General features: G+C 45.0%; 14 protein-coding genes. 3 read left to right on the forward strand and 11 right to left on the reverse strand.

The window, feature by feature from the left end; genetic code table 11:
* Nucleotides 1-54: 54 nt before the first annotated feature.
* The 4 genes from QUA97_RS04445 to QUA97_RS04460 all read right to left on the reverse strand — a co-directional run bounded on the left by QUA97_RS04445 (nucleotide 55) and on the right by QUA97_RS04460 (nucleotide 12,769).
* Complete coding sequence (locus tag QUA97_RS04445; protein WP_333193364.1) at nucleotides 55-5,538, reverse strand: trifunctional serine/threonine-protein kinase/ATP-binding protein/sensor histidine kinase; 5,484 nt, start codon at nucleotides 5,536-5,538, stop codon at nucleotides 55-57.
* Nucleotides 5,539-5,609: 71 nt separating this feature from the next.
* On the reverse strand, nucleotides 5,610-10,979 hold the full coding sequence (locus QUA97_RS04450; RefSeq protein ID WP_194066386.1) for a trifunctional serine/threonine-protein kinase/ATP-binding protein/sensor histidine kinase: 5,370 nt from the start codon (nucleotides 10,977-10,979) through the stop codon (nucleotides 5,610-5,612).
* Nucleotides 10,980-11,507: 528 nt separating this feature from the next.
* Nucleotides 11,508-12,347 carry a M56 family metallopeptidase gene (locus tag QUA97_RS04455; RefSeq protein WP_333193368.1) on the reverse strand — a complete coding sequence of 280 codons (840 nt, stop codon included), beginning with the start codon at nucleotides 12,345-12,347 and terminating at the stop codon, nucleotides 11,508-11,510.
* Nucleotides 12,347-12,769 carry a BlaI/MecI/CopY family transcriptional regulator gene (locus QUA97_RS04460; RefSeq protein ID WP_194066388.1) on the reverse strand — a complete coding sequence of 141 codons (423 nt, stop codon included), beginning with the start codon at nucleotides 12,767-12,769 and terminating at the stop codon, nucleotides 12,347-12,349. Before QUA97_RS04460 ends, QUA97_RS04455 begins: the two co-directional genes overlap by 1 nt.
* Nucleotides 12,770-12,984: 215 nt before the next feature.
* Here QUA97_RS04460 and QUA97_RS04465 point away from each other — a divergent pair, with 215 nt between their 5' ends.
* Together QUA97_RS04465 and QUA97_RS04470 are read left to right on the forward strand one after the other, a co-directional pair.
* Complete coding sequence (locus QUA97_RS04465; RefSeq protein WP_194066389.1) at nucleotides 12,985-13,935, forward strand: MbnP family copper-binding protein; 951 nt, start codon at nucleotides 12,985-12,987, stop codon at nucleotides 13,933-13,935.
* Between the two features lie 321 nt (nucleotides 13,936-14,256).
* The gene (locus QUA97_RS04470) at nucleotides 14,257-15,453 is read left to right on the forward strand and encodes a methanobactin export MATE transporter MbnM (RefSeq protein ID WP_194066390.1); all 1,197 of its coding nucleotides are present in this window, start codon (nucleotides 14,257-14,259) and stop codon (nucleotides 15,451-15,453) included.
* 38 nt (nucleotides 15,454-15,491) lie between these two features.
* Here the strand turns inward: QUA97_RS04470 and cydB are convergent, their stop codons facing one another.
* The 7 genes from cydB to QUA97_RS04505 form a co-directional block, all read right to left on the reverse strand.
* On the reverse strand, nucleotides 15,492-16,502 hold the full coding sequence (gene cydB, locus QUA97_RS04475) for a cytochrome d ubiquinol oxidase subunit II (RefSeq protein WP_333193372.1): 1,011 nt from the start codon (nucleotides 16,500-16,502) through the stop codon (nucleotides 15,492-15,494).
* A gap of 8 nt (nucleotides 16,503-16,510) precedes the next feature.
* Nucleotides 16,511-17,953, reverse strand: coding sequence for a cytochrome ubiquinol oxidase subunit I (locus tag QUA97_RS04480; protein WP_194066392.1), 1,443 nt, complete (start codon nucleotides 17,951-17,953; stop codon nucleotides 16,511-16,513).
* 432 nt (nucleotides 17,954-18,385) lie between these two features.
* Nucleotides 18,386-18,859, reverse strand: a complete 474-nt coding sequence (locus QUA97_RS04485; protein WP_194013137.1) for a hypothetical protein — start codon at nucleotides 18,857-18,859, stop codon at nucleotides 18,386-18,388.
* Nucleotides 18,834-20,102 carry an urease accessory protein UreH domain-containing protein gene (locus QUA97_RS04490; protein ID WP_333193376.1) on the reverse strand — a complete coding sequence of 423 codons (1,269 nt, stop codon included), beginning with the start codon at nucleotides 20,100-20,102 and terminating at the stop codon, nucleotides 18,834-18,836. Before QUA97_RS04490 ends, QUA97_RS04485 begins: the two co-directional genes overlap by 26 nt.
* 375 nt (nucleotides 20,103-20,477) lie before the next feature.
* Nucleotides 20,478-21,539 (reverse strand): LOG family protein, encoded by a 1,062-nt coding sequence (locus tag QUA97_RS04495; protein ID WP_194066393.1) that lies wholly within the window; start codon nucleotides 21,537-21,539, stop codon nucleotides 20,478-20,480.
* A gap of 325 nt (nucleotides 21,540-21,864) precedes the next feature.
* A complete protein-coding gene (trxA, locus tag QUA97_RS04500) occupies nucleotides 21,865-22,188 on the reverse strand; it encodes a thioredoxin (RefSeq protein WP_194011591.1) in 324 nt (107 codons plus the stop codon).
* Nucleotides 22,189-22,752: 564 nt separating this feature from the next.
* Entirely contained in the window at nucleotides 22,753-23,916 is a 1,164-nt protein-coding gene (locus QUA97_RS04505) for a GuaB3 family IMP dehydrogenase-related protein (RefSeq protein WP_194066394.1), read from the reverse strand.
* A 110-nt stretch (nucleotides 23,917-24,026) separates the two neighbouring features.
* Between QUA97_RS04505 and QUA97_RS04510 the strand changes: the two genes are divergently transcribed.
* Complete coding sequence (locus tag QUA97_RS04510) at nucleotides 24,027-25,235, forward strand: lipid-A-disaccharide synthase-related protein (RefSeq protein ID WP_194066395.1); 1,209 nt, start codon at nucleotides 24,027-24,029, stop codon at nucleotides 25,233-25,235.
* Nucleotides 25,236-25,393: the final 158 nt, after the last annotated feature.

The following is a 25,393-nucleotide window of genomic DNA, read 5'->3' on the forward strand; positions in this document are numbered from 1 at the left end:
TTGACAATTGATGAGTGAATAGTGGGTCAAATGAGTCTGAGTGCCAGGTAAAAATTAACTTGTTTGTTTTGCTTGAATTGGTAAGGTGATAATAAATTTTGTTCCTCGACCTGGTGTCGATTTAACCTTAATTGAACCGCCATGTTTTTCAGCGATCGCTTGATAGCTAATTGACAGCCCCAACCCTGTTCCTTTACCCACGGGTTTAGTTGTGAAAAAAGGATCGAATATGCGCGATAGGATTTTCTTTGGAATACCGACTCCGTTATCGGCGATGATAATCTGCACTTGTTTTTGTTCTGTCTTGACTGTGCTAATCCAAATCCGATTCTGGTTGGTACTAATCTCTTGGAAACTACGCTTTCGATTGGTCTCTTCCAAGGCATCAATTGCATTCAGTATCAAATTCATAAACACTTGGTTAATTTCTCTGGCGTAGCATTCGACCAAGGGCAGATCGCCATAGTTTTTGACAATTTCAATCGCCGGATGTTCTGCCTGTCCTTTGAGTCGATGCTGCAAAATCATTAAGGTGTTATCAATACCTTCATGGAGATTCACTGCTTTGTATTCTGATTCATCCAAGCGCGAAAAGCTGCGTAAAGATAGAACAATTTGCCGAATTCGCTCAGAACCGAGTTGCATCGATTCAAGTATTTTATGTAAATCCTCTGTCAAGAAATTCAATTCAGCAGTTTCTAGCTCTGCTTGCAGGGATGCCGGTGGATTAGGATAGTGGGATTGATAGGAGCTTAATAACTGTAATAGCTGTTGTGTATATTGATGAATGTGATTTACGTTTCCATGAATAAAGTTAATCGGGTTGTTAATTTCATGGGCAATCCCTGCTACCAGTTGTCCCAAAGCCGACATTTTTTCACTTTGCACCATCTGGGTCTGGGTACGATGTAATTCTTTTAAGGTCGTTTGCAGTTGGTCATTTTTTTGGTTTAATGCTTTGGTGCGTTCTTGCACCTTGTCTTCTAGTTCGGTGTACAACCTAGCATTCTCTAAGGAAATTGCTGCTTGTGACATTAATAAATTCAAAACTTCGAGCCGCCCGCGCGTAAATGCTGCCACGGTAAGGTTATTTTCCAAATATAAAATGCCAATCAACTTACCTTGGTTAAGAATTGGCGCACACAGAATACTCTTGGGTGAATGGTGCAGAATATAGGGATCGGCCGCTAGGGTTGGCTCGATCGCTGCATTCTCGATCGCAGCCAAGCAGAGAGTATTTTTGACCCGATTGATGAGGCTAACAGGTACTGTTTGACCATCGTCCAAGGGCAGCGAACGCAAAACAATGGCAGGCTGTTCGAGTTGGGATAATGCCTCAATTACCCAGAGATTGCCTTTTGGCATCAGCAACGCACATTTATCGGCTCCCGCATTTTTGAGTACTACCTGAAGTAGGGTTGAGAGTAATTTCTCCAACTCAATTTCACTCGACAGAGATTGAGAGGCTTGGATAATAGTAGCTAGATCGAGGGCTTCTGAGAGGCTAGTTTTATTGAAGGTGGAACTTTGGATCGTTGGAGAAATCATCCTTTCGGTCGGATTGGCAGACTGTGGCTGTCTTGACAGTATAGGTGCGAGTAGTTGGGGATAGCGGGTTTCTAAATCAACAACTTTAGCTTTTGCTCCCCAGCGGCTGTAACAGTAATAGGCATCAGTCATGTAGGATTGAGCGATTTTTTCTTTGCCCCAATCGAGATAGAATTTGGCGACAACTTCGTTGGCTAAGGCTTCTTCGTTGAGGAATTGGTTTTCTTTGGCAAGTTGAATGGCGCGATCGTAATGTTCGATCGCCTCTGCTTTGTTGCCCAAAATCCGATACTTTTCTGCCTCAACTAAATGCCATTTATGCAAGTAATTCATTGGGGCATTTTGTGCCCACTGATGCAGAATCATTTGATGAGTTTCTGCATCAGCAAGCATGGAGGCTGGCTCTGGTTGATTTGTAGGAACAACTGCCAGGTGCGTCAGGGCAGCATAGAAATGGAAAACGGGAATCAAAACCATTCCTGATACTGCCATCAAACAGGACTTGGCTTGGGTGATATAGTCGAGGCAAGCCTGATAATTGCCATACCAGTAAGCAAGTTGCAGCTTGAAAATGTAGGTATAGGCGATCGCCGTGAGATTATTATCCTGCTGATGCTTCGGCAGCATCACCGTTTCATCGTAGGCAGTACCCCTTAAGCAATCTGGTTGGCTCACCGTTTCTGTCAACTGTTGCATCGTTTGTCGCACGAATGACATAAGAAGATGAGCCGAATCTTGTTTCATTTGAACCATAGCAGCACTGTAAGCAGCCAATTCGGATGACAACGTTTCCAGGTCTACACCTGCGAAAAAAGCAATATAGGCGTAAACTAACAAGTTGTAGCTAGCGTAGAGAAAATCGCCAGTTTCCATGCCAGTCCTGTAGCCCTCTTTCAGTGTCGGTAGCATTCTTAACAGCGCTTGCTGGTGATGTTGGATAAAACACCCAAACTGGGCTAGAATCATGGACTTCATTCCCGGAGCATTCAACCTCTCTAGCAACGAGAGTGCTAATTTACCAAACCCGTAGCCTGTTTCAACTTCGCCGAAAAAGGCACACAGCACCAAGCCATGAATCGTGTATCCGACCATCGAGGCGGGAGCATTGCCAAAGGAGAGCGACAACCGCACCATCGTCGCGCTCAAGAGGGGTACTAAACCTGGCCTTCCCATGTACACTGGGGCAAATAATATTCCTAACAGTTGTATTGCGTCTTGGGCGGTGCGATCGCTCATCACGGGCAGGTCAATCAGTTTGGCAATCTCTCTACCGCTTTGTAGGTGCTTAAGGTCTTGTAAGGCTTTGCCAATATTGGCTGCGTCTACTTCGGTAGGGAATTCTACCCCCAATTGCGCTAGAGCCTCTGTTCCCACCGCGATCGCCTCTAACATTTTGCCCTGAGCAGTTAGTGCCGAAATTTGAATCTCGTAGATTTTTACTTTGTCGAAAATGGTCTGTGCTTGCTGCAAAACTAATGCCGCTAGTTGTTCCATACCCGCAAAGTCAGCATTCAAATAGCTGGCTTCCGTTGCTGCCACATACAGATTGAGAATCAATTCATACTGATGTTGCCAGCATTTTGTCTGTAATAGGTTAATCCCTGTTTGCAAATAAACTCTTGCTGCGCTGTAAGCTGTAGAATTTCTCGCCTTCAATCCAGCTTGCAAATTCAGTTTAGCTAAGGTTTCGCGTTCCTCTGGTTGAGTAATTAACTCAATTCCTAAATTCAAATGCTCGACAATATCAAACAGTTTTTCTTCTCGTTCTATTCCTGAACACTTTTCTTGAAGTAACTGTCCAATTTTGAGATGAGTTGCTTGTTTTTGCTCGTCAGGAATCAGGGAGTAAGCTGCTTGTTGCACCCGGTCATGTAAAAATCGATAAATCGGATTAGCGGCTGCATCAAAAACTGAGGTACTGTTAGAATCAATAAAGAACTTATAGATTTCTGTATTCGGAATAATCAAACCTTCTTGTAGTGCTTTCCATAGATCGCTCGCTGTTGCTTCTAGGGATTTTTCTGAAACGATCGCCAGCGAATGCAAATCAAACTGCGCCCCAATACAAGCTGCTAGTTTAAGAATATCCTGAGTCTCGGTTGGCAATTTCTGCAATTGCAGGGCTAGAAACTCCACTACATCATCAGTAATTGCTAAAGCTTTGATTTGAGCGATATCGCACTGCCAAGAGCGTGTTACTGAGTCAAAAGTAATCTGTCCATCTTCATGCAATGCTTTAATAAATTGTGTGGCAAAAAAAGGGTTTCCCTTGGTTTTTTGGATCACCAATTTTGTTAGGGGTTGAGCTAGAGACAATTGGCAATTTAGCGTATCTGACACTAACTGATTCATATCTCCTAAACTCAATGGTGAAAGCGTAATTGTTTTCACCGTTATACCAGTTTTGACGATATCATCGATTGTCAATATCAACGGATGCACAGGCGAAACTTCATTATCCCGATACGCCCCCAAGATTAATAAATTTTCTGTCCCTTCCATTAATAATTGCAGCAATTTTAACGATGCGGAATCTGCCCACTGTAAGTCATCCAAAAACATCACTAAGGGATGTTCTTGGCGGCTAAAAACTTGCACAAATTTCTGCATTAGTAAATTAAAGCGATTTTGGGCAGCACTCCCCGACAGTTCTGTGGCTGGGGGTTGAGTTCCAATAATGCGTTCCAGTTCGGGAATCACCTCAATTAAGACTTGTCCGCTATCGCCAACGGCTTCGAGAATCTCGTTTTTCCAGGCTTGCAGTTGTGCATCTGATTCACCAAGCAATTGCCCCATTAAATCTCGGAAGGCTCCCACGAATGCAGCCAAGGGAATATTTCGCTGAAACTGGTTATATTTGCCTTTAATAAAATAGCCTCGTTGTTTGACAATGGGCTTGTGAACTTCATTAATGACGGCGGTTTTACCAATCCCTGAGAAACCCGCTACTAACATTAGTTTGGCTTTGTCTTGGCTGACCTGATTCTCTTGGGGGGATGCTACGCGAACGAAGGCATCCAGTAAACTTTGCACTTCGGTTTCTCTACCGTAGAGTTTTTCAGGGATGAGGAAGCGATCGCTAATATCTCTTTTTCCGAGTGCAAAAGATTCGATATTTCCGGTTGTTTGTAATTGACCTAGACACAATTCTAGATCGTGCTTGATTCCCAAGCTACTCTGATACCGTCCTTCGGCATTTTTCGCCATTAACTTACTAATTATTTTAGATAAAACTAACGGGATATTAGGCTCAATTTTAGAGACTGGGATGGCAGTTTGTGCTAAGTGACAATGCACCAATTCCATCGGATCGTTTGATTGAAATGGTAATTTCCCTGTCAGTAATTCATAGAAAGTTACACCTAAAGAATAAAAGTCACTCCGATAGTCAATTCCCCGATTCATTCGACCTGTTTGTTCTGGGGAAATATAAGCAAGTGTTCCTTCTAATACATTGAGATTCATCAAACTTGGCGTTTCTCGTGGTAGTAGAGAGGCGATACTAAAGTCAATTAATTTGACTTGTTTGGTCTCGGGATTTATTAAAATATTACTGGGTTTAATATCTTTATGAATAATGCGAGCGCGATACAATATATCTAAGGTATTGCAGAGGGCGATCGCGACATCTAAAAACTCCCTCAAATATATTTTTTTTTCTCCTTTCAGGGCCCATTCTTGAAGAGAAATACCTCCAAAGTCTTCCATCACTAACGCATAGCCATTTTGATAGGGTTCGAGACTATAGGTTTGGATGATTCCAGGTTGAAAAAGGTTTTTGGCAATGGTATATTGATTGCGGAACTCCACCAGTTCGCTAAAGCTCGGATAGTCACTTTTTAGGAGTTTGATGACAACAGGTAATCGATCGTTGATACGGATAGCTCGATATACCAAGGTGCGACTTCCTGAATAAACTGTGTCGAGAATTTCATAGTTGGGAATTTGAATGGTTGTGTGAGTGTTGCTATTTCTGTTAGAGTTATTCATAGCTGTTGTTGTTTGAGAATTGATGGGTGAGTAATGGGTTAGATTAGTCTGAATGCTAGGGAAAAATTAACTTATTCTGCCTTCAGGGGTAAGGTGATGAGAAATTCGGTCCCTTCTCCTAGTAGAGAGTTGACTTGAATGGAACCGCTATGTTTTTCGACGATAATTTGACGTGCGATCGCCAATCCTAATCCCGTGCCTTTTCCCACGCTTTTGGTTGTAAATAAGTGGTCAAAAATATTTGCTTTTACCTCATCTGCTATCCCTTGCCCGTTGTCAGAAATGCGAATAGTCACCCACTCCTTAGACTTCATTTCTGTCCGAATTGTGATGCAATTGGCTGGTGCTTTAATCTTCTCAAAACTCCCTTCCCGATTTGATTCTTCCAGTGCATCAATGGCATTCGCCAATATATTCATAAACACCTGATTTAATTGTCCGGGGAAGCACTCAACTGATGGCAAGTTCCCATACTCTTTGACAACTTCAATCGCTGGACGCTGTTCGTTGGCTTTCAATCGGTGTTTGAGAATCAAAATCGTACTGTCAATTCCGTCATGAATATTGAAAGGAATTTTGTAGTCTTTGTCGGCTCTGGAAAAGGTACGAAGACTGGTGCTGATACCTTGGATGCGATCGCACCCGACTTGCATAGAATTCAACATTTTGGGTAAATCTTCTAAGAGATATTCAATGTCCATCTCTTCTGCTTTTTCTTCGATTTCGTCACCCGGACTGGAAAATTTTTCTTGGTAGAGTTGCAGGTATTCTGTAATATCTTTGACGGCGGCGATCGCTTCATGAATATTACCAGAAATAAATCCGACTGGATTATTAATTTCATGGGCTACCCCCGCTACTAAATTGCCCAAGGCGGACATTTTTTCGCTCTGTACTAATTGCAGTTGTGATTGTTCCACCTGGTAGGCATAGTCCTGGGCTTGCTGATACAATCGCGCATTTTCTAGGGAAATGGCAGCCTGGGTGCAGAGGAAGTTGAGGACGAGGAGGCGATCGCGAGTAAACACTCCTTTTGTCGATCGATGTTCCAGATAAAGTATGCCAACTAAGTTCCCGCGATCGAGAATCGGAGTACATAGCATACTCTGAGACTGATACTGGAGCGTACAGTCATTCATTAAACCGGGAATATCGGTTTTGCCACCTTCAATAACCACAGTTTCCAGGGTATGTTTGACATAATAAACCAGCTTGAGCGGAATCACCGCCGAGCCATCTAGAGGTTGGGTTTGCAGTAGGGTTGTGGGTGGCTGGTTATCTAGATTGATGTGAGTTATTGCCCGGATTTGCCATTCATCCTGATGGGGAAGTAGCAAAGCACAAGTTTCGGCCCCAGAAGTTTTTAAAATAATTTGGTTGAGGGTGCTGAGCAATTCATCAATCTGAATTTTACTGGATAAAGCTTGAGCCGCTTGCACAATAGATGCGAAATCAAGGGCATCAGAAATACTGGTGCTGCTATTACTGGAAGTATGCGAAGAGCGGCTAATCGTTGCCAGCGTCTCTAGGGGATTAAAGCGAAGTTTGGGCTGATTCAGGATGGGATGAAGTAACTGCGGATAGCGTTGTTCTAAGTCTTCAACTTTCGCTTTAGCACCCCAACGAGCATAACAGTAATACGCTTCCTGCATATAGCTGGCGGCAACTTTTTCTTTGCCCCATTCCAAGTAGAATTTGGCTGCGAGTTCGTTGGCTAATGCTTCTTCTTGGGTATAACCGTTTTCTTTGGCTCCTTGAATTGCTAAATCGTAAAATTCTAGAGCTTCTGTTTTGCAATTGAGTAATTGATGCTTTTGGGCTTCAACTAAATGGTATTTGTGCAAGTAATTCATGGGAGCATAATGCGCCCATTCTTTTAACTTTGCTTGATTTTCTTGCATTCGCTGCCATCGAGGTTCCGACTCAGTTTTCGATTCACCAGGAGTGGCCAGCACGGTTAGAGAATCATAGAGGTACAAGATCGGTTCAACGATACTTCCCATCCCTCCAGCCAAATACTGTCGGGTTTGAGCAGCATCGTGTTCTGCTTTAGGAAAGTCTTCCAACCAGTAATTCAATGTGAATCGATACAGGTAAAAGTAGGATAATCGATAAAAATCGACTTTTGCCTGGGCCAGGACTTTTTCTTCATAGTCATCCTGGCGTAAGGGAATCTCGTCCTCTGACTGACCCAAGAGAATTTGAGCCGCCTGCAAGTACGCCAAAACACAGTTTGCTGCTGTGACTTGGTGGAGGTCGCACAACTGTTGGTAATAAGCGCGAATTTGGGGTTCGAGTTCACTTAGCGGTTGACCGCACCAGTAGGCATTCAAGCAGTACAACTGTGCGTCGTAGCCCAGAAATTCTAGATTCCCAGTTTCCAATCCTGCTTGATATCCATCGAGAAGAATTGGCAGCGTTTCTTGCAAATGGATAGTCCACAGACCAACATATCCCCCCATTAACAGGGCTGTTGCCGATCGAATATTTTTGGCATCTGGTTCTGAGGCGAGTTGGTATCCTAATTGCCCAAACTGAGGCACCTTTGTCATGTCTCCCCACAGAATTCTCAGTTGGAAGGCGTAACCAGCGTAGCAATAAGCCGAAACAGGACTGTTGCCAAATTGAATTGATAATTTGACTTGTAGCGCAACTATTAGGAAATAGAGCATTGAGCCTGTCATGTAACAGACGGGTGTAAGACGAGCCGCATTTTGCATAATGGCTAACTGCTGGGCATCAGTCATGTTTGGCAGATGAATGAATGTCTCAATTGACCGATCGCCAATTAAGGCATCGATTTCCTGCTTAAGCGGTCGAATATCCTCTAACGTTGGGCTGTCTGGCAGGTTCACTCCCAACATTTGGAAGACCGATTGACCGATCGCGATCGCCTCTAAAAATTTATTGAGGGCTACCAATGCCTGAATTTTGACTTGATAAACTTGTACCCGTTCTAAAGGCGTTTTCGCACGATCGATCACCGCTTCAATCCACTGGTGCATCTGCTCAAAATCGCCAGCCAAGAAAGCCACCTCGGCAGCTAAGTCGTGCAGGGATAGGGTGATTTCGTAATGCCGTTCCCAAGCGTCTGTTCCCAGCAGTTGCAGCCCCACTGTGGCATATTCGCGGGCTGCTTGATAGGCAGTTGCCGATCGGGCTTTGCGACAAGCAATGAGGTTGAGTTGTGCTAAATCGTCTCGTTCTGTTTGTTCTACAACCAGCGTCGTTCCGTAATTTAATTGATTGACTAATTCAAAAATGCGTTCTTCTCTAGCTTCTGGTGAAATCTGTTGCAGCAGCAGTTGCCCGATTTGATAATGGGCGATCGCGCGATCGGCTTGGGGAATCAAAGAATAAGCAGCTTGCTGGACGCGATCGTGCAAGAAGCGATAGGCAACCGTTTGAGAAGTAGATTGAGAAATATTTTCTACCCCAATATAAAATTTATAAACTTCACTCTGAGGTAAAACAAAACCTTCCTGTAAAGTTTTCCACAATGCGGTTGCTGCTTCTGTCTCCGAAATTTGCGAAACAATTGCTAATGTTGTCAGATCGAATTGATTGCCAATGCAAGCGGCTAATTTTAAAACTGACTGAGTTTCAACGGGCAATTTCTGTAACTGCTGTGCCATGAATTCAACTACATCATCCGTCTGTGCGGCTTCTGTAACTTTGCTAATATCGCACTGCCAATATCCAGCTTTGACATTGAAAGTAATCAATTCATCTTGATGCAATGCCTTGAGAAACTGCGTCGCAAAAAATGGGTTTCCTTTTGTCTTCCGAGCCACTAATTCCGTCAGCGGTTCTGCCAATTTAGGCAAACAAGTTAGCGTATCTGCCACCAATTGATTCAAACTGGTTCGATCGAGCGGTGCAAGTGTGATGGTATTGACAGTTGCCCCTGCTTTAGTGACTTCATCTAGGGTTAATATCAGGGGATGAGCGGGGGAAACTTCATTGTCTCGATAGGCTCCAATTAGTAGCAAGTGACTGGACTGCGATTCCCCTACGAGCAACTGCATCAACTTTAACGATGCCGAATCTACCCACTGCAAATCATCCATAAAAATCACTAAGGGATGCTCTTTTGTGGTAAAGACAGAGATAAATTTTTGGAATAGTAAATTGAAGAGATTTTGAGCGGCAATCCCCGACAATTCTTGGGCTGGGGGTTGTTGTCCGATAATCCATTCCAGTTCGGGAATTACTTCAATAATGACTTGTCCGTTGTCACCGAGGGCTGCTAAAATTTTGGTTTTCCATGCTTGGAGTTGGAGATCGCTTTCACTGAGCAATTGTGTCATTAAATCGCGGAATGCTTGCACAAATGCCGAAAAGGGAATATTGCGATTGAACTGGTCAAATTTACCTTTAATGAAATAGCCGTGCTGTCGGACAATGGGTTTGTGAACTTCATTGACCACAACGGTTTTTCCTATGCCGGAAAAGCCTGCAACGAGCATCATTTCGCTGTTCCCTTGTGCTACTCGTTCAAAGGCTGCTAAAAGTTGCTGTATTTCTCGTTCTCGACCATAAAGCTTTTCGGGAATTAGAAAGCGATCGCATACATCCCGCGTTCCTAAATCAAAAGTCTCAATGTTCCCAGTTTCTTGCCACTGCTGCAAACATCGTTCTAAGTCATTCTTCAATCCCAAGGCACTTTGATAGCGCTGTTCGGCATTTTTTGCCATCAACTTCATCACAATATCCGACACTACCTGCGGGATTTCTTTGCTGTTGATTGAAGGAGGTTTTTTGGCAATATGGCAGTGAACCAACTCCATCGGATCGTCACATTCAAATGGCAGTTTTCCTGTTAGCAGTTCATAAAATGTGGCTCCCAGAGAATAAAAGTCGGTGCGGTAGTCGATGCCTCGGTTCATGCGTCCGGTTTGTTCGGGAGAAATATAGGCGAGAGTTCCCTCTAAAACGTTGGGATTTTGAATTTCTTGAGTTTCTTTCGGCAGTAGGGAGGCGATGCTAAAGTCAATCAGTTTGACTTGTTTAGTTTCGGGATAAATCAGGACGTTAGCTGGCTTAATATCTTTGTGAATGACTCTGTTTCGGTACAGTCCGTCAAGAATGTCAGTTATTTGAATGGCAATTTCCAAGATTTCTGCTAGAGTCAGCTTCCGTTCTTGGGCATAGTCTCGCAGAGAAATGCCACCAAAATCCTCCATCACGAGGGCATAGCTGTGGCGATAGGACTCTAAATTGTAGGGTTCAACGACTCCCGGCATACGTAGATTTTTGGCGATGGTGTACTGGTTGCGGAATTGCAGCAGTTCGCTAAAGCTGGGATAGTCTCGATTTAATAGTTTAATGACAACCGGAAGCCGATCTGTTTCTCGAATGGCTCGATAAACTAGGGTTCTCGAACCACAGTATAATTGCTCAACTAGATGATATCCAGAAATTCGGTTTGTCAAATCCACTGCGGTACTCCTCTGGATTACTCCATCTCAGATGACATTGACTCTTGTCACTAAGTATACACTTTTATTGATCTAGTCTGAGGAAAATAAAACTGCGAAATCCCCAGCCTACAAACTATACCGCTTTTATGCTTTTTAACTTTTGAATAAAAAGATGGCGCTCTATCAAGATAGTCTGAGGGAGTATCTCAACGAAAGCAGCTAAGCTAGAAATTGGAGTTTTGAGACAGGAGACAGGAGACAGGAGGAAAGAGCAAGAAAGAAGGAGTCAAAAGAAGTGTTTTTATAAATATGAGATGCTCCCAGACAAATCCCCCCTAGCCCCCCGAATCAAGGTGCGGACAAGAAGTTGCTCTTTCATCCCCCGACAATCATGCAGATGCGAGGGCTATCTCCGGGAATTAACAGCTTAACAATCGCTTATTGAGTTATGATGGGGACGGTTTCAAGGGTCTAGCAAGTTCAACTTTCGTCAGCCGAAGATTGACTGGTCGATCGAGGGGTTCCAAAACCCAGGTTTGGTATCAATCAACTGTGAAACGGCACCGTCAACAAAGGTAAAAGTGTTAAAATTAGCCAAGCAAAAAACCACTTATTCACCTTTAAAACTAATTCAGGCTCTGCCAACAGCGCCTCTATTCTCTCTCCCAATCTATTTTGCGAACCGACAGCACCAACTACGCAATCTTCATCAAAATTTCGGTGCGGATAACTCGCTACTAACAGCAAAGCTTCTGCTAACAATAAACCATCCACTCCCGCCGCCGCCTTAGCATCAGCCCGCAATTCCCGCAGCGTTAATAACTCTTCCCACAAAGCTTGTGTATTCGGCAGCCACACAGTAATTTTTCGCAGCCATCCCAACCAAAAAAAACAGAACGTATCCCGATAATAGTAGTGCGCTTGTTCGTGAGCAATTACTGCTTGCAGGTGAGCTGAGTCTAGGGTTTTCAACAATCCCGTACTGACTGCAAATTCGGCTTGCCAAAAACCAATTATAGCAGAAAATAGAGCAGGGGTGTCGAGAATTCTGACATTTTTTCCGGCTATTCTTTTTTGAGGACAGGTGCGAATTCGCTTTAAAAATAGATGGCCATCTACCGCTAGCTTGATGCACAAGATTGCAGCAACAAGGGAAAAAATTACAGCTAACAAATAGCTCAACCATCCGTCCCACAATCTTACCATTTGTCCCTGAGTTCCCATGAAAATCACTGCGATAGCTGTCGCAAACAACAGCAGCGGGGGAAACAAGAAAAATAAGAGCGATCGCTGCCAGCGACGGGCCCAATTTCCTTGAGGAACAGACCATCTAATTCTCAAAGAACAAGCTGCAACCAAGGCGGTAACAATCAGGATTAAGTGCATTATTTTGGCTCCTCCCGGGCTTGGCGGACAGCTTGAATGCGAAGGGAAATTTCTTGTAATTGTTCGACTGTTGCTTGGTCGAGGCTGTCAGCAAATGCTGCTACAATATCGGGATTGCCAACTGCTAGGAACTTTTGTAGGCGATCGTAAGCAAAAAGCGATCGGGCTTCTTCGCCAGAAACTAAAGGTTGCCAAGTGAATGTCCTTTCGCTTTTGTTACAAACCAGCCAACCCTTGTCTGTCAGGCGGCGCAGCACTGTTGTTACTGAAGCGTAGGCTAATTCGCGATCCGGATCGGCTAAAATGCGATCGTGCACGTCTTTGACTGTAGCAATTTCTAGCTCCCAAACTATATTTAAAATCTCAGCCTCCAAAGGGCCGAGAGAAAGTTGCTTGGGGCGATAATTCGGCAGAGGATTCATGTAATTTTAGATTGGAGGTTTGAGATTTTAGGGATAATATAATTAATTAATTATCGATCGACAATACATCATTAAGGCTTTTTATCGACTGTTTCTTTAGAAAGGCTTAATCACTTTGCTATTTATAAGTTTGACAAGCCGTCATTTGACAGTTGCAGCAAAAAGTGTAAAAATCAGGCCGGAATTACCTGAGTTAGTATTTTAAGTATCCCTAAATGAAAAAACAACTAATCTGGGCTTCAACCTTGGCAGGCGCAGCTATTTTGGGTAGCTTTTTGGCGATTGACAGGGATCAAGCCACAGCCGCAGAAACTCAAGAAATCGAAATTAAATTTAGCGCAACGGTAGGCGAAAAATCCTTTAACTGTGGCGAAAGCTACAGCAATTTAGGCACTTCGGCTGCTACCGTTACACCTACAGATTTCCGCTTTTATGTATCCGAATTTGCTTTAATTGACGGTAGTGGCAAAGCTGTACCGCTGACTCTCAAACAAGACGGCAAATGGCAGCATCAAAATGTGGCTTTGCTAGACTTTGAAAATAAATCCGGTGATTGCGCTAACGGAACAGTCGAAATTCGCGATCGAGTAATCGGTACCATACCCAAAGGCAACTACAAAGGCCTGCAATTCACCCTCGGCGTACCTTTTACCCTCAATCACGAAGACGCAAGTCTAGCACCTTCTCCCCTCAATTTAACATCCCTGTGGTGGAACTGGCGCGGCGGCTACAAATTTCTGAGGATTGACATGAAAAATCACATGGCTGACAAAAACCCCGACGGTAAATCAGGCACAGAAAGCCGCCAAATTGCTCACAACGCAGGCAATCACGGCAGCAGTCACGGTGGCGGATTGCACGGTTTTATGATTCATTTAGGTAGCACGGGATGCAAAGCTGAAGGCAACAATCAAAAGCCGACTAGCTGTGCCAATCCTAACAAATCACAAGTAATTTTTAGCAACTTCGATTCAACTAAAAATACAGTTATTGCTGACTTGAACTCCCTAGTTTCTCAAACTAATTTAACAGCAAATCAACCCAATACTCCGCCCGGATGTATGTCGGAACCGAAGGATGGCGACTGCGCCGGAATCATGAAAAACTTAGGTTTGACATTTGGAGAAAAACCTGCTGGGGGACAAACTTTCTTTCAAGTTAAGTAATAAGCTGTCGCGCATTTAAATTGCGGCGTTGCTGAATACAAATATGAATTCAAGATTTCCCAATTGCTATAAGCCAAGTATGGTGAGCTTTGTAACATCAAGCGCAAAGTTGATTCATATTTAGAATCAGCAACGCCTTTTTTTTACCGCAGAGGGCGCTCTTAGCGCAGAGAGAAGAGGGAAGAGAGGTCTTGTGGTAATGTGAAATTGCTCGTTACCAGGCTCTGCCTAGTAATGCAGATCCGGAGGCTCTGCCTCTGTTTATGACACACCTCAATCTCTATGTAATTGTCAAACCGCCGGCTACCTACAAAACATCAAATGAAGCGGAAAAAATTATCAAATCTGACTATTATCTGCATTTTATCATGCTTCCTAGCAATGAGTTTGAGTGCAGTATTATCCTCCACAAATTCCAGTTTAGCAAATCCACCCGATCCTACTTACAATTGGAACATTCCCGCTGGAATACCAAAACCAATTGTACCAGCCGACAACCCAATCAGCCAAGAAAAAGTTGAATTAGGCAGGCATCTTTTCTACGAAAAACGCCTGTCAGTCACCGGTGAATTTTCCTGCGCTTCCTGTCACATTCAAGCCAAAGCTTTTACCGACGGAAAAACGCTAGGAGTCGGCGCAACCGGAGAAAAACATCCGCGCAATGCTATGAGTTTAGCCAACATTGGCTACAATTCCGTGCTGACTTGGGCAAACCCGCTACAAAATAAACTCGAATCTCAGCTATTAGTACCTTTGTTTGGCGAACATCCCGTAGAAATGGGAATGGTTGGTAAAGAAGAGGAACTTTTGCTAATATTGCGATCGGATTCGCAATACCAAAAAATGTTTGCGGCAGCTTTTACTCAACAACCCAATCCTATTAATATTAGCAATTTAGCAAGGGCGATCGCCTCTTTTGAACGCACTTTAATTTCCCTCAGTTCTCCCTACGATCGATACCGCTACAGCGGCGACTCCGGCGCGATTTCAGCTTCAGCCAAGCGGGGCGAAGAATTATTTAACAGCGAACGTTTAGAATGCTTTCACTGTCACGGCGGACTAAACTTCTCAGATTCGATCGCGCACGATCGCCTAGCTTTCAAAGAAATAGCCTTTCACAATACAGGATTGTACAATATTGATGGAAAAGGCGCTTATCCGCCCAACAATACTGGAGTATACGAAATCACCAGCGAACCCTCAGACATGGGCAAATTCAAAGCACCAACCCTGCGAAATATTGCTTTGACAGCACCTTATATGCACGACGGAAGTATCAAAACCTTGCCCGAAGTTATCGGCCACTACAAAGCGGGCGGTAGAACTATTAAAAAAGGAGAATTGGCGGGAATAGGTAGCGAAAATCCGCTCAAAAGTAACTTTGTTTCTGGCTTCAAACTCAACGTACAAGAACAGCGGGATTTGTTGGCTTTTTTGCACAGTTTAACAGATGAAAAATTTATCACAAAATCTGCTTTTAGCGACCCATTCGTTCGCAGTGAAGACTTTAGTCCTTAAATTTTTAGGAGGAGGATCGTCCTCACTACGAACCTATTTTATTCGCCGTAGCCGCCAGTAACCTTACCCCGAAATACAATGTAATTGTAGATGTTGTAAAAAATCATGATCGGGATCAAAAAGCCAATAAACACAATCATAAACACCAGGGCGCTGGGGGAAGCTGCGGCTTGGTAAATCGTAATTTTGGTCGGAATAATGTAGGGAAAAACAATCAATCCCAAGCCGATAAAACTTAGCAAAAAAATTAATATTGTCCACACAAACGGCGTTTTTTCTTCTTTTTTTGCTAAACTTTTTAGGAGCATTCCTACCAGCAGCAATCCCAGCAAAGGAATCGCCACAAACACATAAACTAGCGGTTTTTCAAACAATCTCGCCCTGATACTTTCGTAAAAAACCGGAGTGGCGATCGTAATTAAAACTGCTCCGATTAAAGTCGTCACCGCCGCAATTTTAGCAGTGCGATAGTGATTTGTTTGCAGTTCTCCGTCAGTCTTCATAATTAGATAGGTGGAACCGATCAAAACATAGCCTTGAACCAGCGTCAAAGCCACCAAGATCGATCGCCAATCCAGCCAATCCCAAGTTGTCCCCACAAAATGCCCAGCCTCATCCACCGCAATGCCTTCAAGCACCGCACCGAGGGCAAATCCTTGAGCTAAAGCAGCCAAAAAACTGCCGACCCCAAAAGCATAATTCCAAAATTTTTTCCGGTTAGAATGCTCGCGAAATTCAAAGGCGACAGCCCGAAATATCAAACCAAAAAGCATCATGCAAATCGGTATGTACAAAGCAGTCAAAATCGTGCCGTAAGCGAGGGGAAATGCGCCAAACAGAGCGCCTCCCATCAACACCAGCCACGTTTCGTTAGCATCCCAAACGTTGCCCAGACTGGTCATTAAAATGCCCCTGCGTTCCTCGTCAGAAGCAGTCAAAGACAAGATTCCAACTCCCAAATCAAAACCGTCTAGCATGACGTAGAGGAGTAGAAATAGAGCCAAGACTACAAACCAAACTTGCGGGAGAAAATGCTCCAAAGCTTGCATAAAATCTCCTATTGTTGTGCTTCGGCTGGACGTTGATTGGGAATATGTTCTGCGGGTTGAGTTTCGATGGCGGGTTCATTCTCTAATCCCGGCACCGGTAGATTTAAATTCGGCCCTTTGCGGATAATTCTGCTGCCGAAATACATCGCACAAACAAACAAAAAGCTGTAGATAACGGCAAAGCAGATGAGGGAAGTTAAAACATTGCTAGCGGGGATGTTCGATACACCATCAGCAGTGCGAATTTGCCCGTATAAAACCCACGGTTGTCGGCCGACACAGCGCACTATCCAACCCGATTCTACGGCAATATATCCCAGCGGTGCAGCTAATACCCAAGCCCGCAGCAGCCAAGGTTGATTGCTGATATTTTCGGGCGAAAGTTTGCCTCGCAGCCACTGAATTATACTGAATAACATCAATCCTAGAAAAAAGAATCCAATGCCGGACATGATGCGGAAAGAATAGTAGATTAAACCCACCATTCTTGGTCTATCTTCGGGCTTCCATTCTTTTAATCCGAGAACTGGTTCGGATAGTTTTTGCTTGAATTCTAGAACGTATCCTAAGCCATTGGGAATCTTAATTTCCCAGTCATTTTTTTGAGCTTTTTCGTTAGGTAAAGCCATTAAAGTCCAATCGGCTGACTCTCCGGCTGGGGAGGTTTCCCACTTAGCTTCAATCGCAGCTAATTTAGTGGGTTGATAGCGATAAACTTGTTCGGCGCTCAAATGTCCGATGAATATCTGCAAAGGTGCAACGGCGATTGCTGTGGCTATGGCAATTTTTAATGATTTGGAAAAAAAGGCTTGGTTGCGCTTGTTAAGAATGTACCAAGCGCTAATGCCGCCAATTACAAACAGTGAAGTTTCTAACGTCGCAAAAAACATATGCAGAATGCTGTTTAATGCGAAGGGGTTGAGAATTGCTTGAAAGTAATCGCTGACAATAAATTTGCCGTTGACCATTTCTCCGCCCGCTGGAGTTTGCAGCCAAGAGTTGGCGACTAAAATCCAGACTGTGGAAAGGTTTGCGCCGAAGGCTACCATGATTGTAGCGAAATAATGGACGATCGGGTGAACGCGCTCCCAACCGAATAGCATAATTCCTAAAAAGCCTGCTTCTAGCATAAATGCCATTGAAGCTTCAAAGCCTAAAATGCTGCCAAAAAAGTCACCAACAGCTTCCGAAAATGGGGCCCAATTCGTGCCAAATTGAAATTCCATGGGAATTCCTGAAGCTACACCAATCCCAAAATTGAGGACGTAGAGTTTCGACCAAAAACGAGCGTGGTGGTAGTAGTCAGGATTGCGAGTTTTCAGCCACATTCCTTCAACAATTACTAGATAAATCCCCATTCCGGTAGTCAGAACTGGCCACAGCATATGGAATATTGCCGTTAGCGCAAATTGCATCCGCGATAGCGCGACGGTGTTTGATAAGATATCCATTGTTATATCCTTTAGTCAGTTCAAGAGAGGTTAGTTTGAACAATTTCCAGAATTGACACTGGTTATAATGTAATGTAAAAATTTGTGATATTTTGTAGGGTTGGGAATTTTTAAGGTTTTATACAGATTTGATCGGAATGATTTAACCGCAGAGAACGCAGAGAACGCAGAGAAAGAGAAGAGAGAGATGAATGATTCTGATGAAGAGCGTATATGATATTACCGAAGGTTGGGTGGGGGCGGGTTTATGAGGTTGTGGGTTTTAGGCATTTATTGGCAGGTTTACCCGCCTCTATACTAATTTCATAAAGTAGTGCTAGATATTACCCCCCCCAACCCCCCCCTTATTAAGGGGGGGCTAAGATTTCATCCATAGCACATCTTTAGAAAAATGGTATTACAATATTTATGTTCGGTGATGGAAAGATGATCTTAGCGAACCGTGACAGTATAATTCAATTCAAATGGTTTAAAATTAGCTTTGTTTTTGGCTGTTCCGCTCAATTCAAGTTCGTAAATGCCAGCTTTGGGAAATACGATATCAGCGCCCGGAATGCCTTGATATTTCTCCGCAGATATGGCTTTGAGAGGCGGCTGCATCAGGGGCTTATCCCCCTCTTTGTGCTGTTTGGGATAAACCGCTAATTGGCAGTTACACTGCTCTAGGGGGATTATTTGACCGCCCCTGCGAGTCAGGGCAAACCAAACTCTGGCGGTTTCTCCGGCGCGGGGGTTGTGGTTGGGTTCTAGGTGAAAGGTAGCGGCTACATCGCCGGAAACTTCGATTTCGTGGGCAAAAACTGAAATCGAGTTTAAGTGCGGCGCATTGGGAATTGCTGCTTCAATGAGCAATCCTAAAAAAACTAATATTCCCAAAATTTTATTTTGGTTTGACAGGCGCAACATAGAAATTCTCCAGTGATAAAATTGACCAAAATAAGCGCGATCGCACTGCGAGAACTAATACTGCAACTACGGCTAAAACGGCGGTCAGCAGTTGATTGTGCAACTTCCATTCAAAGCCGCCGAGATAGTGGGAACCGATGAGGGCTGCGTGGATGGCGGACAGCAAAAAAGCGGGGACGGTTAACAGGTGAATTCGCCGCCACAGTTTGCCTAAATAATGTTGAATGCGATCGACACTTGTTACCGCTGCAGGTACCATCAACAGCAGCGCCGTCATCCCAGCTAGGATTCCCAACTGATGTTGCGGCAACATGAAAGACACGGCATCAAAATTCCATTTCAGCGTATGATCCAACATATGAAAGGTGTGGGCAAGGGCGATCGCGATCGCACCCACACCCAAAGCGCGCCGGTAACGCAGCAGTGCCGGTAAAAACTTGCTAACGGGACGCGCCAACAGTGCTAGCATCAAGCACAGCAGCGCTGCGTGGCCTGTAAAATCGACCATTTCGTCGGTTCGCAGCAAGGTAAGAATCCCGATCGAAATTGTCACCCACCCGCCCATCCGAAACAGTTGACTTTGTTTGTCAGCGCTCAACCTGCCGGCAAAAAAACCTACTCCCAGCATGGTTGGTAGGGTTCCCAGTCCAAAAGCCAACATCGTCGCCGCACCCAAAACCGGATTTCCCGTTTGGGCGGCTTTAATCTGGGCGGCGTAGAGGAAACCGCAGGGAATTAAACCCCAAAGCAAGCCCAAAGCCACGGGCACCCACCATTTTTTTTGCGTCGAAAGCTTGTTCATGGCTTGTGCGACTCGATCGTGCGACATTGGGTGCAACAGTGGTAATCTGGGCAGCAAACCCGGTTTGATTTGGACTACTCCGAACCAAACCAGCATTGTACCTGTCAGAAGTGCGATCGCCCGCCGGAATTCGCTACCCGTACCAGCCATTTGTCCGCCAGCAATTAACGCCGAACCCAGTCCGCCAATGGCGGCACCAACCACAGCGTAGGCCGCAATTCTCCCTAAATTCAGCAGCAAATGAAAGCGGAAAGTCGCTAATTTTTCCTTGCGGGAATTGGAGAGAGAAAACGCCACTGTCAGCGGGCCGCACATTCCCGCGCAGTGACCGAAACTGCCGAGAAATCCCAAAGTGCTAATTAGCAGCAGGTCTAGCATTTTGCTGGTTTTTCCCCAAATAAGGCGATCGAGATATTGACAATATTTCTTGACCTCGTACAAATTTTGCTCTCAGTCGATCGCTTTTGTCAAAAGACAGGCTGTCAAACTTCTAATACCAATTTCATAAAGTAGCGCTAGATATTACACCCCCCAATCCCCCCGATGCTTTGGGGGACTAAGACTTCATCAGCACATCTTTAGAAAAATGTTATAACTGTACTTTTGTGATAACCGCTATATTGACTAATCACTAATCACTAGCCTTCAACTTCGCTCAGGCTAAAATGACTAACAACCAATAACCAATAACCAATAACCAATAACCAATAACCAATAACTAATAACCAATAACCAATAACCAATAACCAATAACCAATAACCAATAACCAATAACTAATAACTACTGACTACTGACTACTGACTATTTACTAATAATTATTTTTGTTCTGGATGCGCGGCCGCCGGCGAAGCTGAACCCATTTGATTGATAGCAGCAATTAGCTGATAAAGCCGCCCCAAATTCCGCTGGTTGAAATGCAAAGTCAGGCGCGGTAGATCGAAAGTTGGATCTCCTATTTCTGGAGCCAAAGCTTGACTTTTTGCGATTTTTCCGGTGACAACAATATCGCTAAAATCAGTATTTAGCCGATCGACATTTTCCTCAGAAAGCTCTGTTTTCAAGCGAATTACCAGTTGTTCGCGCACGTAGCGGCAGGAGTGATAAACTTGATAAAAACTCGCGATCGCCTCGCAAGCTACATTTACATCGTCTGTAATCGTGTAGAGACTGCGATCGTCAGCAGAAATCAAACCCCGGCCACCCAATTGTTTTTGCACAAAATTATTCCAATCAAGCCAATAATCTCCTCCGGGTCGATCGATCAATACCAAAGGAGCAGGCCCGAATTTGCCGGTTTGAGTCAAAGTCAGACACTCAAAAGCCTCGTCGAGAGTGCCAAAACCGCCCGGAAACAAAGCCAAAGCATCGCTTTCCCGCAGAAAAAATAACTTGCGAGTGAAGAAATATTTAAAATTGAGCAACTTGGAGTCGCCGGCAATGAAAGGATTGGAATCTTGCTCGAAAGGTAACTGAATGTTGAGCCCGAAAGAACGTTCAGCAGTCGCCCCCTCATTCGCCGCCTGCATGATTCCGCCGCCGCCACCAGTAATCACCATAAATCCCTGCTGGGCGATCGCCCGTGCAAAATCTCTCGCTATCAAATATTCCGGCGATTTTGGGGATACCCGCGCCGAACCAAAAATCGCGATTTTGCGAACGTGGAGGTAAGGATAAAACAGGGAGAAAGCTTTTTCCATATCTCGCAGAGACGACGAGATAATTTTCCAGTCCAGGCGATCGAGCTCCTCTCCTGCCATTTGCACTATAGTCGAGAGCGATCGTTCGATCCACTCTGAGTGCTTCAACATTGGTAGGCGATCGATCAAATCGAGCGCATCAGCTTGGAGGGACTCAAAACCTTGACTTGAAGGAACCATGAACTTTTCTGAAATGGTAACAATTTATTGCTAAAAAAATTAAGGGGCAAGCCAAATTTAGAAGTTAATAGCCACCAGCAAATTGCCCTGCTGACAACTAATAACTTTTCTACTAGCTTTGCCCCCGTTCTGAAGCTGCGGCTTTCGCTGCCCAAAAAAAAACAGTGCCACACTGCTGGCAGTTGGGCGAAACTTACTTACTTTTTGCACCATTCTCGCTTAACAGGCTGTAGGCCCTGTTAAGCCAGATATCGAATTTCTTGTGGGTGGGCAGTTTCAGCAACCCGCTCTTGAAAAACTTATGGCAATGGTGCAATATGTTGGGTTAAATGTACTTTTCCAGAGTGTTGGCCAGAGTAGTTTTCGGAACTGCCCCAACCACCATATCAACCCGCTGACCGCCCTTAAATATCATCAGCGTCGGAATGCTGCGGATACCGTATTGGCTGGCGACGTTAGGGTTTTCATCGGTATTAACTTTTACTACCTTCACTTGCCCTTCATATTGGTTGGCAATTTCCTCTACGACGGGTGCCACCATGCGACAGGGCCCGCACCAAGGAGCCCAAAAATCCACTAGAACTGGAACTTCGCTATCGAGCACTTCCTGCTTAAAGGTAGAGTCGGTTACTTGCGCGGCTGCTGACATCCCTAGCCATCCTTGTAAATACTATTTCTTGGTTAACAAGTTTAGCAAATAGTGTTACCACTTGCATGACCGATTTTAACAGAACGAAGTTTGGCAACGAATGTTGTAACGGATGTAACCGATTGAACGGATTGATGTTAAGGGCGCAAGACATTCGTGCTGGGGCGATCGAGCAAAACCGAGCATGAGAAATACTTTTTTCGCTCAAAACTGAAAAGTCATCAAATCCCGTAGCATCCCAATTACGAGGGTGGCTGCGCCTCCGGCTACCATTTTTGTGATGGTAATCCATCGGACATCAGAACAGCCCTCCCTAATCTCCCCCAAAATTGGGAGCAAACAGCCTTAACCCCTTAGCCAGTAAGCAAACAAGAGCGCCGGCACTCAAAAAGGAACCGCCCGAACAGTAGTCCGGGCGGAGTGTGGTGTGAGGAGTGAACGGAAACTTTTGTCTCCGCTTCCTCTATTGTGACATCTCCTTTTGGATAATTCCACAAAAATTCTGTAAATTTTGAGACTCTTGAACAAATTTTGTCAAGATATCCTGGAATTCGATCGGTAAATCTACTTACCCATGCCCAACTGCTGAGCTTTTTGATAGACTTTACCCTCAGTCAGCAGAGAAGGAGCAATCACAACTTCCACTTGCTGCATCTCCTTAATATTTTTCGCACCCAGAGTTCCCATGCTAGTTTTCAGAGCTCCGAGCAAGTTGTGCGTACCGTCATCTAGCAGGGCCGGCCCCCGCAAAATTTGCTCCGCAGTACCCGTAGTCCCGACACGAATCCGAGTACCCCGCGGCAAAACAGGGCTCGGAGTCGCCATCCCCCAGTGGAAGCCCCGGCCTGGAGCTTCAGCAGCCCTAGCAAAGGGCGAACCAATCATCACTCCATCGGCACCGCAAGCAATGCACTTGCAGATATCGCCGCCGGTAATTAAACCACCGTCAGCAATCACCGACACGTATTTGCCAGTTTCGCGATAGTAGTCGTCCCGCGCGGCGGCGCAGTCTGCTACCGCTGTGGCTTGAGGAACGCCGACACCCAATACGCCCCGAGACGTGCAAGCAGCTCCCGGCCCGATGCCCACGAGAATGCCTGCAGCGCCAGTTTTCATTAAATTCATGGCGACTTCGTAGGTCACGCAGTTGCCCAAAATTACGGGTATTGGCATCTCTTGACAGAACTGGGTCAAGTCTAAGGATGCGATCGACTCAGGGGAAAGAAAAGCTGTCGAAACTACAGTTGCTTGCACAAAAAATATATCCGCTCCGGCTGCGGCAACTGTTAAGCCGTATTTGCTCGCGCCGGCTGGTGTACCGCTGACAGCAGCAATCCCTCCTCCAGCTTTAATTTCTTTAATTCTGAGCTCGATTAATTCGGGCTTAATGGGTTCTGCATAGAGTTGCTGCATCAGGGAAACAAATTCGTGGTTCCCCACAGAAGCGATCCGCTCTAAAATTGGTTGGGGGTCGGCATAGCGGGTTTGAATTCCTTCTAGGTTGAGGACGCCCATTGCTCCCAATTCCGACAGCAAAATGGCCATCCGCACATCGACTACTCCATCCATTGCGCTAGCGATGATCGGGATTTCTCGATCGATCCCGCCAATCTGCCACTTGGTATCTGCCAAACTCGGATCGAGAGTGCGCTGTCCGGGTACCAGCGCGATTTCATCTATGCCGTAAGCTCGGCGAGCGCTTTTGCCCCGCCCAATTTCAATATTCACGCTGTTTCACTTCCACAATGTATTTAAATTAGATTAACAAAATCGTAGCCTGCTTGAGGGTAGCGATCGCGCGAGTGTGTTAAAAAAAGTTCGGCACTAATTCTGACTCTATGGAATCCCAGGAAATACTTTTTATCAGCAACGGCCACGGAGAAGATGCGATCAACTGTCAAATAGTCCAAGCTTTGAGAGCATCGGGCGCGGATGTTGACGTGGCTGCGATACCGATTGTAGGCGACGGGGCTGCTTACGGGCGATCGGGCGTACCAATTATCGGGCCCACAAGTCCCATGCCATCTGGCGGAGTTTTTTACATGAATCCCCTGTTTTTCCTCAAAGATGTGAGGGCGGGGCTAGTTCGTTTGACTTTACAGCAACTCAAGGCTATTAGGAAGCATTCTCCGCGCTGCGATTTGGTGGTGACGACTGGAGATATTGTCGCGGCGGGGTTCGCCCATGCCACAGGTCGGCCCTATATAATTTTTCTGTCAGCTCATTCTACTTATTACGAAGGGCTAGCCGATTTGGGTTTCCTCTTGAATTATTTGCTTTCCTCCGAGCAATGTCTAGCCATTTTCACGAGGGACGCATTGACTGCTGCGGACTTAAACCGACAGGGTTTCGAGAAAGCTATATTTGTCGGCAATCCTGTCATGGACAACCTCAGTCCTACAGGCAAAGATTTGCAGTTAAAAGCCGGAGTTAGGACGATCGCCCTTCTCCCCGGTTCTCGCCTCCCCGAAGCCAGCGACAACCTGATTTTGCTGCTGGAATTAGTCAAAGAAATTGCAGCCACTGCTTCGCAATCAGTGCAGTTTCGGACCGCATTAGTTCCGAGTCTAATGCTCGAATTAGATAATATTACAGCACAAGCCGGATGGCTGCACCGAGGAGGAAAGCTAACTTTTCCAGGAATCAAACAGCCAGGTAGCGAAGAAGCAGAAACCGTGGAAGTAATTTGTTATTCAGACGCTTTCGCCGACATTGTGCAGCAGTCGAATTTAGTAATCGGGATGACAGGAAGTGCGATCGAACAAGCAGTAGGCTTAGGGAAACCCGTAATTACCATCCCCGGAAACGGCCCATCATTTACCTATCGGTTTGCAGAGGCTCAAAGTCGGCTTTTAGGTGGTTCCGTACAAGTTATTGGCACAGAAACAGCAACACTTGACATTATTAAAGAAGCTGCTTTAGCAGTCGAACACACATTGCAAGACAAAAAATATTTAGAAACTTGCGTTAAAAATGGCTTAGAAAGAATGGGCGCACCAGGAGGCAGCCTCAAAATTGCTAATTACATCGCAAAATATCTAAAATAAATTGTTACCACAATCCTGCACGCATAAAACCTCCACAACCCAATTTTTGTCATTTCTGCCAACTGTGACAAATGTTCTCGCCTGAGACGATTCGGCGGTTAAAACCGCGTCTGCACTTTGGTATCAATTAGCATCAGCATCATTCAATTCTCTTTTCT

Origin of the sequence: Microcoleus sp. CZ3-B2 (assembly GCF_036705055.1) — a bacterium.
GTDB lineage: Bacteria > Cyanobacteriota > Cyanobacteriia > Cyanobacteriales > Microcoleaceae > Microcoleus.